The organism is Sutcliffiella sp. NPDC057660, from assembly GCF_042800035.1.
Classification (GTDB): Bacteria; Bacillota; Bacilli; order Bacillales; family Bacillaceae_I; genus Sutcliffiella_A.
Map to the genome: position 1 here is coordinate 118,667 of NZ_JBHVHV010000016.1, position 13,453 is coordinate 132,119.

10 protein-coding genes are annotated in these 13,453 nt (G+C 44.6%); 7 read left to right on the forward strand and 3 right to left on the reverse strand.

Features of this window, described 5'->3' with window-relative positions:
- Window positions 1-12: 12 nt before the first annotated feature.
- Together ACFVAD_RS18615 and ACFVAD_RS18620 are read right to left on the reverse strand one after the other, a co-directional pair.
- Complete coding sequence (locus ACFVAD_RS18615; protein WP_386643507.1) at window positions 13-4,482, reverse strand: glutamate synthase-related protein; 4,470 nt, start codon at window positions 4,480-4,482, stop codon at window positions 13-15.
- Between the two features lie 331 nt (window positions 4,483-4,813).
- Complete coding sequence (locus tag ACFVAD_RS18620; RefSeq protein WP_386643510.1) at window positions 4,814-6,109, reverse strand: glutamate-1-semialdehyde 2,1-aminomutase; 1,296 nt, start codon at window positions 6,107-6,109, stop codon at window positions 4,814-4,816.
- Between the two features lie 160 nt (window positions 6,110-6,269).
- Here ACFVAD_RS18620 and ACFVAD_RS18625 point away from each other — a divergent pair, with 160 nt between their 5' ends.
- The 6 genes from ACFVAD_RS18625 to perR all read left to right on the forward strand — a co-directional run bounded on the left by ACFVAD_RS18625 (window position 6,270) and on the right by perR (window position 11,538).
- On the forward strand, window positions 6,270-6,692 hold the full coding sequence (locus ACFVAD_RS18625) for a potassium channel family protein (protein WP_386643513.1): 423 nt from the start codon (window positions 6,270-6,272) through the stop codon (window positions 6,690-6,692).
- 120 nt (window positions 6,693-6,812) lie between these two features.
- Window positions 6,813-7,283: a thioredoxin-dependent thiol peroxidase gene (gene bcp, locus ACFVAD_RS18630; RefSeq protein WP_386643515.1), complete on the forward strand. Its 471-nt coding sequence runs from the start codon at window positions 6,813-6,815 to the stop codon at window positions 7,281-7,283.
- Window positions 7,284-7,844: 561 nt separating this feature from the next.
- Entirely contained in the window at window positions 7,845-9,392 is a 1,548-nt protein-coding gene (locus ACFVAD_RS18635) for an AbgT family transporter (RefSeq protein ID WP_386643517.1), read from the forward strand.
- Window positions 9,393-9,483: 91 nt separating this feature from the next.
- Window positions 9,484-10,440 (forward strand): D-2-hydroxyacid dehydrogenase, encoded by a 957-nt coding sequence (locus tag ACFVAD_RS18640; RefSeq protein ID WP_386643520.1) that lies wholly within the window; start codon window positions 9,484-9,486, stop codon window positions 10,438-10,440.
- A 2-nt stretch (window positions 10,441-10,442) separates the two neighbouring features.
- Window positions 10,443-11,000: a cob(I)yrinic acid a,c-diamide adenosyltransferase gene (locus ACFVAD_RS18645; protein WP_386643522.1), complete on the forward strand. Its 558-nt coding sequence runs from the start codon at window positions 10,443-10,445 to the stop codon at window positions 10,998-11,000.
- A 103-nt stretch (window positions 11,001-11,103) separates the two neighbouring features.
- Window positions 11,104-11,538, forward strand: coding sequence for a peroxide-responsive transcriptional repressor PerR (perR, locus tag ACFVAD_RS18650; RefSeq protein ID WP_386643539.1), 435 nt, complete (start codon window positions 11,104-11,106; stop codon window positions 11,536-11,538).
- A gap of 42 nt (window positions 11,539-11,580) precedes the next feature.
- Here the strand turns inward: perR and ACFVAD_RS18655 are convergent, their stop codons facing one another.
- Window positions 11,581-11,934 (reverse strand): YgzB family protein, encoded by a 354-nt coding sequence (locus tag ACFVAD_RS18655; protein WP_386643525.1) that lies wholly within the window; start codon window positions 11,932-11,934, stop codon window positions 11,581-11,583.
- Between the two features lie 189 nt (window positions 11,935-12,123).
- Between ACFVAD_RS18655 and ACFVAD_RS18660 the strand changes: the two genes are divergently transcribed.
- On the forward strand, window positions 12,124-12,993 hold the full coding sequence (locus ACFVAD_RS18660; RefSeq protein WP_386643527.1) for a nucleotidyltransferase-like protein: 870 nt from the start codon (window positions 12,124-12,126) through the stop codon (window positions 12,991-12,993).
- The last annotated feature ends 460 nt before the right edge of the window (window positions 12,994-13,453 follow it).

Consider the following 13,453-nt stretch of genomic DNA (forward strand, 5'->3'; position numbering starts at 1 on the left):
TCATCAATATTATTATTCCGTTGAAACTGCTGGATCTGCCTGTTCTTTCATTGGATTCACTTGAAGGAAGTAGCTTCCTGGATCTTCGAGCATCAGCTTCACTTCATTCGCCTCATCGAACTGCCCTTGCTTGAGCAGGGAATCATGGTAGATGGAGAGGAGCTCGATTACATCTTTTTTCCCTGTCACATTCAAGGGTTCGATGCTTACCTTTGCACCCTTGGCGATTCTGCGCTGTAGGGCATCTTTGGTTAAGCCCATTTCCGGCTGGTGGCGAAGATAGACAGCGCCTCCCGTCATACCGGCACAGATCCAAGGACCAGGGTCTCCCATGACAAGGCCGCGGCCATTAGTCATGTATTCAAAAGCAAAACCTTTGATATTGGCATTGACTCCAAGGTTACCGTGCTCTTTTTCCGGAATCGGGGTTGTCACTTTCCCCCCGATGATCATGTCGGCGCCGGAAAGGCGGATTCCTGCACGGGCATCTGCATTCCCTTGAACCACAAGCGCACCTTTTTGGGCGCCATAGCCAAAGCCTTTTCCGACTGAGCCATTGTAGAGGGTACCGTTCTTGCCTTTGTATTTAAAGACGGAAATGCTTCCGCCAAAGGCTGTTTTACCGATTCCATCCTGTGCACCACCCTCCACAACGATGTTGATGCCGCTGGAGTTGTAGGCGCCAAGGCCGTTGCCTGGAATGGATCCTTTTCTATAGCTCAGTTCCACATCCGGAAGCTGCAGATAGGAGCCGTCCAAGCGACCTCGGACACGATGGCAGGAAACTCTGCTGCCAAGAACTCGCTGCTCTGCTGTTACTGCGTCAAACTGTCTGGATTGGTGCAGCTGATCCTCTTGATAATCGAGGTATTCAGCGCCGGCAGCAACCAACAGCTTTTCTTTTTCCATGCTTGCTGCAACTTCTTTTTGTGCCATCTGCGGTACATCCAATGTGTGCAGAAGGTTGGATAAGTCGAGTGCTTCTGTTCCTCGTACCTGTTCAAGCAGGTCGGAGCGGCCGACGATATCCTGCAGATTGTTGAAGCCGAGTGAACCTGTCAGTGCTTTCAGCTCGTCGCCAAAGGCAGTGAAAAGGTTCATCAGCCCTTGTACTGCAAGGTCGGACTGGCGTGGTACGAAGCGGCGCAGGCCATGGTCCTTTGCCTGTGCTTCCGTTTCGATCTGAGTCGCAATTCCGACGTGGCATGTATCCAGGTGACAGCCGCGGCAAGTCGTACAGCCGATGGCAATCATGGAAAGTGTACCGAAGCCGATGCGGTTTGCCCCAAGCAGCATCACTTTCATGACATCGAGCGCACTCTTGATTCCGCCGTCCGCCCAGATTTCGACTTTGTTGCGCAGGCCGGATTCGATAAGGGCGTTGTGCGCAGCCTTCACGCCGATTTCCACAGGGAGTCCGACATACTGCAGGGCGTGAATTCTCGCAGCACCTGTTCCGCCGTCAAAACCGCTGATGGTAATAATGTCTGCACCTGCTTTGGCGATACCGACCGCGATTGTTCCAATGTTCGGCACAACAGGAACTTTTACCGCGACCTTCGCCTGGTCATTCGCAGTCTTCAATTCGGCGATCATCTGTGCCAAATCTTCTATTGAATAGATGTCATGGTTATTGGATGGCGAGATCAGGTCGGACCCGATTGTTGCATTACGCGCCTCTGCGATCTTCGCCGTTACTTTTGATCCAGGCAAGTGTCCGCCTTCACCAGGCTTTGCTCCTTGCCCGATTTTAATTTCCAGAAGGTTCGAGGAGTTCAGGAGCTCCGCATTGACACCGAAACGCCCGGATGCTACCTGCTGTCCGCGGGTTTTCGGATATTTACCGAGCATATCCTTGATTTCCCCGCCTTCTCCATTGAGACTGATCATGTTCAGTCGGTCAGCCGCTTCGGCATAGGCTCTGAAAGCCACCTCATTTTGCGAGCCGAAGGACATGGACGCAATCACAAATGGAAGGCTATGTGCACCCACCCCGATATTCACTTTTTCTTTAGGCAGCTTTTTGTCAGATACCTTCAGGTCGGTAAGATGACGGATGGTAATGGGATTGGTTGTTTCCTGTTCGTTCAACTTTTCGCGATAATCATCGTAGGTCCCATTTTTTGCAACATCCCCGATTGCCTTCCAGATACGAGGGAAGAGGTGGAACGATTTACCTGGGCGCGATTTCTCATCTTCAAATTCCTTTGCACGCTCTATTGCATCCTCTTTCATTTTTACAAAATTGTAGCCAAGCTGATCGGAGCCGAGGAAGTTGACGATTCCTAAAGCTTTTTCCAGCTCCACATGCAAGCCGATCGCCGAGAACAAGCGACCATAGCCGCGCAGCTCATGAATTCCAATGGTGGAAATGACCTTTTCCATTCCTTTTGTTAACGCCTGGAACAGATTCACGACTGGAGTTGTTGTCTCATCACTTACCGTTCCGAATAGAAGGTAAGGGCTGATTGCGTTTGCTCCCAGACCCAAGGCCACCATCACATCATGCAGGGAACGGATGGCACCCGAGCGAAGAACGATTGCACATTGGCGGCGATACTGCTGATCTACCAGCTCCTGGTTTACGACAGCCGTTACAAGATGAGGATCGAGCCATAACTGACCATCCTTGTGTGCCTGAGCATCGTCAATTACAAGAAGCGTCTTTCCGTTTTTCACAGCTTCGACGGCTTCTGATTTCAGACGCTCTAAAGCTGAGGAGATCTCTTCGTCCTCCAAACAGGTTGCATTTAGATAGTAGGTCAATTTTCTTGTCTGGAACTGGTGCACAACCTGGTCATAAGATGGCTGCTCCAAGGCATGCACGCAATCTGCGCCAACCTGTCCTTCGATTAATAATGGAGAGAGAAGCTCCAATGTATAATCGTTCGGTACCTCGTCTTCTTTTCTTAAAATTGGCCTTGCACCAAGGACCGTTCTTGTGGAGAAGTGTTCCGTCTCACGATCACGATCTATGGCAGGGTTTGTGACAACAGCCACACTTTCCTTGATAAAGTCTGCTATATTGTTTCTACCAGGGTTCATCGCAGCAAGTGGCACATCATGTCCTAGGGAACGGATCGGTTCTGCACCTTTTTCCGCCATCTGTTCCACTAGCTGAATATGCTCTCGATCCCAGCCGAATGCAGCGTAATGTCCGTTATGGACCTTTGGAAGCGGCGAAACCGTGACAATCGGCTCCAATTGAGGTGTCTGCAATCTGGCTGCAAAATTCTTCACTTCAAACTTGCCGCTGAATCGTTTGTAGACTTCCTCCTGATAGGCATGATAGTCATATACCTTAATATCATCACCTTGCCACTTCATCCCGACCTTTTCCCCAGGGGAGAAAGGCTTAGGTTCTGCTGTATATTCGCTTGTTGGAATAATCCCAGGCTCAGAAGAGAAATAATAGGAAGTTTCGGTCTGTAGCATCCATAGAGGACGCAAGCCCAGAGCATCCAGGCTGAATACCGCCTCATCCTTGTTGCGGGAAATGATTCCGGCAGGTCCTTGAGAGAAGTGGCCCCATGTTTCACGAATGTAGGCATACAGGTCCTGCAGATGGGCTGGGTAGCTCTTAATTTCATTTACAATTGGTGGAAACACAATATCCAATGCTTCGAAAAGACTGAAGCCGTCTCTGGCAATCAATGTTTCAACTGTTCTATTTAAATCCTGAGAATCACTTCCGCCTTTTGTGAGCGGAACGTCAAGCATGGTTGCCTCGTCACGAAGCTTTGCGATCGTGTTTATTTCTCCGTTGTGGCCAAGGACACTAAATGGTTGCACACGAAAAAAGTTCGAAAGTGTATTGGTTGAATAGCGATTATGCCCAAGCGTCATCGAGGACGCAACCAACGGGTTGGCAAGGTCATGGTAAAACTTTGGCAGAATATCACCGGCACCCATTACCTTGTAGACGGCATGGTAGTTTGATAGGGAAGCCACATGGACATCATCATTCTTTTCGATAGCAATGGCACAATGGAAAAGCTGTTCCTGTGTGCATACTTCTTTTGTAGAAACGGCTGCCACCTGCCAGAATACTGGATCCTGGATAACGGCAATCGGACCAAGAGCTTCGGATGAAGTCACAGTATCGGATGCAAAGACCAGTTTGAAAGACTCTTTTTCCAATAGACTAGTAATCTCGTTTTTAACAGCATCCACATCCACATGGTGGTTAATAAAAAAGTGGCCAACAATGAAATCTTCTCTTTCTGCGAGAGAGGAATTCTGGTCACTTTTTTCCAGCTTCTGCTTCCACAGGTCGCGTGGGATATCAATGTGAATGCCTACACCGTCACCTTCACCATTAATGAAACCGGCACGGTGGTTCATCTTAACTAGTGCATCTATGCAATCATCGATATTTTTCTTTGTAGGGATTTTTTTCTTTTCGATAGCGGATACGATTCCACATGCATCATGCTCGGCATTGTGAAAATCTCTGAATGTACTTGGACTCCAATTTGTCATCTTTACTTGGCTGTAAACTAGGGATATAAGAGGGGACCCTAACTAGCCATTCACCTCCTGTAGTATATTGTAGAAATGCGGGAGCGCAGTTATAGTGCGCTGATTAGGTTGCGGTTGTCTAATATTCCGAATGGATATACATTTGTCAAAAAAGGGAATTTTCAGACTTTAATCTATATACTATCACTTCCCCACAAAAAAATCAATTTTTTATACAAAGAAGGGGAGAGGAGACCTAGTTACGATGATTGAAAAAAACGTTTATTTGTAAGCGTTTTCAATAGTTTTCATAAAAAAAGAGGAGTGTGCTTGTACACTCCTCGATGTATATTTATGCATTCGCCAATTCTTTGAAAGCGTGCTCGACTGCATCAAGAGTAACCGCTACATCTTCTGTTGTATGGGCAGTTGTCACAAACCATGCCTCATATTTCGAAGGTGCCAGGTTAATGCCCTGGTTCAGCATCAGCTTGAAGAACTTCGCAAATTTCTCGCCATCCGTGTTCTCCGCCTGTTCATAATTCACGACTTTTTCATCAGTAAAGTAGATGGTAAGTGCACCTTTTAAACGGTTAATGGTAATGGTGATCCCGTATTTTTCCGCTCGCGCAAGAATTCCTTCTTCCAACTGGCTTCCGATATGATCAAGGTGCTCATACACGCCTTCCTGCTTCAGGATCTCGAGGCATGCAATTCCGGAAAGAATGGATGCAGGGTTGCCGGCCATTGTTCCTGCCTGATACGCAGGTCCTAGCGGTGCTACCTTTTCCATGATTTCTTTGCGTCCGCCGTATGCCCCGATAGGAAGTCCACCGCCGATGATTTTGCCAAGTGCAGTCAAGTCAGGTTTCACGCCGAGCATATCCTGTGCACCACCATACATGAAACGGAAAGCTGTAATAACTTCATCATAGATGACAAGCGCACCAGCTTCATGTGTAAGTTCATTGACCTGCTCAAGAAAGCCTGGCATTGGCTCAACGATTCCGAAATTACCTACAATCGGTTCAACGAGAACTGCTGCGATTTGGTCGCCCCATTTTGCTAAAGCTTCCTTATATGGTTCGATGTCATTGAATGGTACTGTGATCACTTCATTTGCGATGCTTTTTGGGACACCCGCGGAATCCGGAGTACCTAAAGTGGAGGGGCCAGACCCTGCTGCAACTAGCACCAGATCTGAATGCCCGTGGTAGCAGCCTGCAAATTTAATGATCTTGTCACGTCCTGTATATGCACGTGCAACGCGGATTGTTGTCATGACCGCCTCGGTGCCGGAGTTGACAAAGCGGACCTTGTCCATTGCTGGCATCGCTTCCTTCAGCATTTTCGCGAACTTCACTTCATGCGGAGTCGGTGTTCCGAAGAGTACCCCGTTCTTTGCCGCGCGTTCGATTGCTTTGGTGATATGTGGGTGCGCATGACCGGTGATGATAGGACCGTATGCAGCGAGATAATCGATGTATTTATTGCCGTCTACATCCCAAAAATAGGCACCTTCGCCTCGCTCCATGACAACAGGAGCCCCGCCGCCCACTGCCTTATAGGATCTTGATGGGCTGTTTACCCCGCCAACGATATGCTGCAACGCTTCTTCATGTATCTGTTCTGATTTCGTAAAATTCATATGTATCCTCCTAAACTTCTAATACGCATAATACGTTATTCTAACATGAAACTGGGCTTCTTTAAAATTTCCTCTACTCTATAAATAAATTTAGAAAGAATACCTCCACATCCCTTGCGTATATTGTAATGATGGCATGTCCGCAAATTGGGGGAGTTGGATGCTTTATTTATTGGTGATTCTCTTTATTTTTGTTGCAATCAGCATAAGCTTTTCGAATGTTTTCGCTTCCGATAGCAGAAGTATGCCTTATGTTTCAAAGGAAACCCTGCTTCTTTTGCTGCTGATTTATTTTACCTTGCTTATTTCATTTGGACTTTTATATACAGTGCTGCATATCGAAGGAATACCTGTCCTGGTGGAAAATGGGATAGAGCTGACTGGGAACTACTTTACTATTTTTACTCATTCCGTCTATTTCAGTGCGGTGACGATATTGACGGTGGGGTACGGTGACGTCACACCAATCGGGATAGGGCGTGTCATCGCAATGGCGGAGGCCCTGATCGGCTTTGTGATGCCAGCAGCATTTGTGGTTCGCGTGGTGCTGCATATGGACGGCAGGGAGACGAAGAAGAAATAATCTTTGTATGGCTGTGCAGAAGTAAATAGAGCGTTCGGATGGCTGAAAAGTTGAAAAGGGCTATGGAATTCGATACGCTACTATTAAATAGAAGAATTTTTTCAAGGAGGACGAATTTATATGACAGTGGAAACAGGGAAAAAAGCACCTGACTTTACATTGCTTGCCAATACAGGACTAGAGGTTAAGTTATCAGATTACAAAGGGAAGAATGTAGTCCTTTATTTTTATCCAAAGGACATGACGCCCGGTTGTACAACGCAAGCATGTGATTTCCGGGACAAGCATGAAGATTTCTCCGAATTGGATACGGTCATATTGGGGGTAAGCGCCGATCCACAGGCCAAGCACGAAAAGTTTATCGAAAAGCATGGTCTGCCGTTTTTGTTGCTTGTCGATGAGGACCACAAGGTTGCTGAGCTTTATGACGTGTGGAAGCTGAAGAAGAATTTCGGAAAAGAATATATGGGAATCGAACGTAGCACTTTCATCATTGACAAGGATGGCCAACTTGTTAAGGAATGGAGAAAAGTGAAGGTGAAGGGGCATGTGGAGGAAGCGTTAGCTTTTATTAAGGAAAACCTGAACTGAGTTTAGCCTATTTTTTAATAAATAAGGCAAACGTCTAATTCCAACAGGCTGTCCCCCGAGTACCTTATAGTGTAGGGCATACCTCCTCAAAAGTTGACGTGTATAGAGAGTGCAAGCGATCGCAGCTTGCACTCCTTTTTTGTTATTATGAGTTGTGAATGGGGGAATGGGCGTTCATTCGTTCGTTCTTGAATTCGTACCGCGCGTAGACGGAAATTGTCGAAATGTGCGTTTTATCGATATGCTTTTCATTTTCGTTGATATTTCGGAAAAACCGTTGATATATCTATTTTTTCATTGATATCGGGTCCCGATTCATTGATATATGGAGATTTTCATGGATATAACAATTTCACTAGAATAAAGCCCACTCGTAATGGGTATCTAGATGTGGGTGTTGGAACGACATAGACGGCAAACATACTAATAATTTCTAAAATTGGTTATTTTCCGCGATTTCCAAGAACCCTTCCATCCTTAAGAGAAATTTATTATACTGAACTCTGGTTTTCATTCATTGTTTTTTGAAAATTTGCTAGATTGAGAAAGGGGTATCACACAATGGAATCAACAACAAAGAAACGTGGATTTGTTATGCGTGCGTTGGATATGATCGAACGTGCCGGTAACAAGCTTCCACATCCGGTAACATTGTTCGCCATCTTTGCGCTTCTGATCATTGTGCTTTCTGGCGTATTTTCCGCCATGGGTGTACAAGTCGATGATCCGGTAAACGAAGGCGAGGTTCTACAGGTTAAGAACTTACTTAGCGCTGAAGGAATCAAGTATATTTTTGAAAGTGCCGTAACCAACTTTACAGGATTTGCTCCGCTTGGGACGGTTCTTGTAACAATGATCGGTATCGGACTTGCTGAAAGATCAGGACTGATCAGCGCAGGATTGCGTGGACTTGTAACGTCCGTACCAAGACAGCTTATGACTGCTGCTCTTGTATTCGGTGGTATCATGTCTTCCATGGCTGCAGATGCAGGTTATGTTGTATTGACTCCACTTGGGGCTGTACTTTTCGCCGGTCTTGGACGTCATCCTTTAGCTGGGTTAGCTGCAGCATTTGCTGGGGTTTCCGCTGGATTCAGTGCGAACCTTCTATTGACTTCCCTGGATCCACTACTAGGATCACTTACACAAGAAGCAGCTGCTACAGTTAACCCAGAGTATGCGGAAAACATGAACTATATGATGAACTTCTACTTCATGTTCGCATCCGTGTTTGTTCTTACTATTGTAGGTACATTTGTAACGGACAAGATCGTCGAGCCGCGCCTTGGTGAATACAAGGGTGCTTATCAAGGAGATGTCAATTACCTGAAGCCTGAAGAAAAGAAAGGTTTATGGGCTGCACTTTTTGCTTTTGTAGCAACAATCGCAGTATTGGCATTATTGGTTGTTCCGTCTTGGGGACCATTACGTGGTGATGGAACTATTCTTGAAGCGCCATTCTTCCACACACTAGTACCAGTCATTCTTATCATGTTCTTTATTCCAGGTCTTGTTTATGGATTGATTACAAAATCGATCAAGAACGACAAGGATGTAGCAAACCAAATGTCCGACACGATGGCAACAATGGGTGCTTATATCGTGCTTGCCTTTGTAGCTGGTCAATTTGTCGCTTACTTCAATGAAACAAAACTGGGCATCGTGCTTGCTGTTAACGGTGCGGAACTGATTCAAAGTCTAGGCTTTGACAGCGAAAATAAATTAATGGGTATTCTGCTTATCCTTGCATTCATCGTCGTAACAGGATTCATTAACCTGTTCATCGGTAGTGCATCAGCGAAATGGGCGATCATGGCACCGGTATTTGTACCGATGATGATGGGTCTTGGCTATTCACCGGAGCTGACTCAGTTGGCTTATCGTGTAGCTGACTCTACAACAAACATCATTTCTCCTTTGATGCCTTACTTCGCAATCGTTATCGCATTCGCGCAGAAATACGATAAAAAAGTGGGAATCGGAACATTGATTTCTACGATGATTCCATACTCTGTGTTCTTTACCATCGTATGGGTAGCAATGCTGATCATCTGGATGTTGACAGGTCTTCCAATTGGACCGAACGCACCGATTGACTATGTAGGATAAAATAAATCAAAAACCGCTTGCTTGTCTTTGGACATGCAGGCGGTTTTTTGTTTATATAAAAGAAAAGCACTTTTTTATGGAGGACGGAGATATGCTGGTTGTATGCACATTTGTACCAGAACAACAGGAGCTGATCGAGAGGTTGGAAAACCGTTTTCCTGCTGTCACTTTTTCTTTTTATGAAGATATAGATCTAGTCCCTTCCAAGGAGTGGGCTTCTGCTGAAGTATTGATAACCTACGGGGAGGATCTGGCGCCGCACCATATTCACGAAGCTTCCTCCCTCCAATGGATCATGGTCACCTCAGCGGGAATGGAACTCATGCCTTTAAAAGAATTGGACGAACGAAACATCTTGGTGACCAATGCAAAAGGCATACATAAAATACCGATGGCTGAATATACCATTTCCATGATGCTTCAAACAGCTCGCAGCACCAAGAAGCTGATTGAAAATGAAGCGATAGGGAAATGGGAACGGAACACACCGATATCCGAGATCCATGGAAAGACAATTGCGATATTGGGTGCAGGAGCCATTGGCGGGGAAATCGCCCGATTGGCATCCGCCTTTTCCATGCGAATCCTAGGCGTAAACCGCAGCCGCCGTGCTGTTCCGTTCATAGATGAAATGTTCACATTGAACGAGCTTGACAGTGTGTTGCCTCAAGCCGACTTTGTCGTCAGTGTGCTGCCCAGTACCACAGAAACGAGAAGATTCCTTGAAGATAAGTACTTTTCCATGATGAAAAATAGTGCCGTATTTCTCAACGTCGGTCGTGGAGATCTAGTGGCTGAAAACGTGTTGATACACGCATTGGAAAGTGGTGAAATAGCACATGCAATACTTGACGTGTTTGAAGTGGAGCCATTGCCGCAGGACCACCCTTTCTGGAAGATGGAAAATGTAACCGTTACACCTCACTTATCAAGCAGGACGAAAGGCTATCAGCCGCGTGCACTTGAAATATTTCAGCATAACTTACATGTGTTTTTGCATGGTGGTTCCGATTATCAAAACATAATTGATGTGAAAAGGGGATACTAAACATGAAAATCTACACGAAAACCGGTGACAAAGGGCAAACCTCTCTAGTATATGGAGAGCGGGTGGACAAAAATCACGACAGAGTGGAAGCCTACGGTACCTGTGATGAAGCGAACTCGATGATTGGATTGGCAGTCTCTTATTTAAGAGAGGAAAAGTTCGATAAGAAAGATGAACTGCTTCAATCATTCCAAACAATACAAACCATCCTATTTCATGTAGGAGCGGAGCTTGCGACCCCATCAGGGAAGGAAGTTCGTTGGAAGCTGAAAGAGGAGCATGTTTCGAAGCTCGAAGAAGAGCTGGATGTGTTGGATGCCGCATTGCCGCCACTTAAAAACTTCATTTTGCCTGGTGGAACAAAAGCTGGTGCTGCCTTTCATTGTGCAAGAACCATCGTAAGAAGAGCCGAGAGATCAGCGGTGTCCTTGAGTGGAGAGCTTTCCCCGAATGTCCTGGCCTATCTGAATCGTCTTTCCGATTATCTTTTTGTGGTTGCAAGGTACGTCAATATTCAATTGAAGCAGGAAGAACCTATACTAAAACCTGAGTTATCATAATAACTATAGAATAGAAGAAGATTGACAAAAAGATGAAATCCGAGGTACACTAATTATAAATATTATAAAGTAAGAATCTTTATGAAAAGTGAGGTGCATGACTGTGGCAAAAGAACAATTAAAGGAAGCGCTCGAAACATTGAAGCAAACTGGAGTTCGAATCACTCCACAGCGTCATGCGATTTTAGAGTATCTTATTCAATCTATGTCTCACCCAACAGCTGATGATATATATAAGGCACTCGAAGGGAAATTCCCTAACATGAGTGTCGCTACCGTTTATAACAATTTACGCGTGTTTCGTGAGGTTGGTTTAGTAAAAGAACTAACATACGGAGATAACTCTAGTCGTTTCGATTATGTGACAACCGATCACTACCATCTGATCTGTGATGACTGCGGCAAGATTGTCGATTTTCATTATCCGGGTCTGGATGAAGTGGAAGCTCTTGCAGCCCACGTAACAGGATTCAAGGTAAGTCGCCATCGAATGGAGATTTACGGTGTTTGTCCTGAATGCGATAAAGGCGCGCATTAAAGCTGATTTCTAACTAAATAAAAAAGCTGATAGGAATCCCTATCAGCTTTCTTTTTTGTGATTATAGCTTTCGTCAAACTCTTTGCCAGCAAGGCTTCGATCCATCGTAAGCGGCTCATTGCAAAACATGCACATATCCACTCTTCCAAGTACTTTGGTAACCTTCCCGCAACTCGGACAAACTACTTGGACCGCCCTTGTGGAAATGATACCGATCCATAAATATACTGCGGTTGAACCAATAATACATAATAAGCCCAGAATCATAAACAAAGTCATCAAAAGCATATTCGTTTTAAAGAAAATTCCGATATACATGACGAAAAAGCCGATGAAAACAAGGCTTAATGCGAAGGTTCTAATTCTATTTATTTTATTGGAATATTTACCTGCCATCTACATAACCTCCTAAATCACTATAATATCACAAAAAAGGACAAAAAGTAGATGGCAACCTTCTACATATATCCAACAGATTTATGACAATGCAGTTAACAGAAAGTTCTGGATTACATTTATATAGAAGGTTTTTTATAAAAAGTGTCGAATAGTAGGGGGAAACTCTTATTAAATGGAGGTATAATTATGGAAGATTTACTTCGTCCCATATACCAAGAACGTGCAAGCCAATCGAATACTCAAGGGATTTTGATGATAGAAAAGAAAAATCCGATCAGTCCCAATACAGATAAATTTGATGTCATCCTTTTCATGATCGTCCGTGAGCAAGAGGTTCCTTTGTTTGTAAAGCACTATGAATTGCAAGACAAAAAGGCTGCCCTTTATATAGCCACCATTGAACAGCTTCACGAATGGATTACCATAGGAACTAACCGTCGTGTGATAGATTGGATAATCAACGGTAAGGTCCTGTTTGACCGAAATGAATATATCCATCTACTTCGTGGCAAGCTTCTGGATTTCCCTTTAGAGGATAGAAAGTTGAAAATCGGCATCGAATTTTCAAAACTGATCAGAAGATATCTGGAAGGGAAGGATTTCTTTGATTCCAAGCACTATCTGGATGCTTATAACCATATCGTGCATTCCCTGCATCATCTCGCGAGACTTGCAGTAATCGATCATGGTTTCCATCCGGAGCTTACTGTCTGGAGCCAGGTTAAAAAAATTGAGCCGGAAATATATAAACTATATGAAGAATTAATAGCAGGAGAGGAACCAATCGATAAAAGGCTGGAACTTCTTTTCCTGGCAAGTGAGTTCCTTATCTACTCCAGAACCAAAACAGGGGCCAAGCATCTGTTGGAGGCGATGGTTGAAAAAGAGGACGCCTGGTCCTACCATGAGCTGCTGCATCATCCCGAGCTTTCCAAGTACTCAGTAGATCTAAGTGTTCTAGTCGGCTACCTGGTTGAAAAAGGGTACATCGAAGTAGAACAGGTCGAAACGAAAGGCAAGGGCGTGTACCACCGAAAATATAAGGTAGTAGGATAATGATATAGTTATTCCAAGCTAAGAACTCCAGAAATATCCCCTCCTGAATGCATATTTAAATAGGAGATTATTTCTGGGGCTTCACTCTAAAAAGGGACTCTGAAAAATTATTTTAAAAAAGTTTAAAAGTGTTATTGACGGGTATAAAGAATCCATGGTATATTAGTATTCGTCGCCGCAAGAGAAAACAACTTGCGAGACAAACGAAAGAAAAAAAGTTAAAAAACATGTTGACTTGAAATGATGAAACATGTTATATTAATAAAGTCGCTTCTGAGCGATTGACTGATTGAAATGATCTTTGAAAACTAAACAAAACAACAGCGTCCAGGTTAATCTTATAGGGATTAACAAAGAACGAAAAAGTAACATAAGCTAGTCAACATTTGAGCATAAGCTCAAACTCTTTATTGGAGAGTTTGATCCTGGCTCAGGATGAACGCTGGCGGCGTGCCTAATA

Coding starts and splice junctions, on each gene's coding strand:
- ACFVAD_RS18660 (WP_386643527.1), top strand. CDS start 12,124: ATGGAAGATTTACTTCGTCCCATATACCAAGAACGTGCAAGCCAATCG.
- ACFVAD_RS18635 (WP_386643517.1), top strand. CDS start 7,845: ATGGAATCAACAACAAAGAAACGTGGATTTGTTATGCGTGCGTTGGAT.
- ACFVAD_RS18645 (WP_386643522.1), top strand. CDS start 10,443: ATGAAAATCTACACGAAAACCGGTGACAAAGGGCAAACCTCTCTAGTA.
- bcp (WP_386643515.1), top strand. CDS start 6,813: ATGACAGTGGAAACAGGGAAAAAAGCACCTGACTTTACATTGCTTGCC.
- ACFVAD_RS18620 (WP_386643510.1), bottom strand. CDS start 6,109: ATGAATTTTACGAAATCAGAACAGATACATGAAGAAGCGTTGCAGCAT.
- ACFVAD_RS18640 (WP_386643520.1), top strand. CDS start 9,484: ATGCTGGTTGTATGCACATTTGTACCAGAACAACAGGAGCTGATCGAG.
- ACFVAD_RS18625 (WP_386643513.1), top strand. CDS start 6,270: ATGCTTTATTTATTGGTGATTCTCTTTATTTTTGTTGCAATCAGCATA.
- ACFVAD_RS18655 (WP_386643525.1), bottom strand. CDS start 11,934: ATGGCAGGTAAATATTCCAATAAAATAAATAGAATTAGAACCTTCGCA.
- ACFVAD_RS18615 (WP_386643507.1), bottom strand. CDS start 4,482: ATGACAAATTGGAGTCCAAGTACATTCAGAGATTTTCACAATGCCGAG.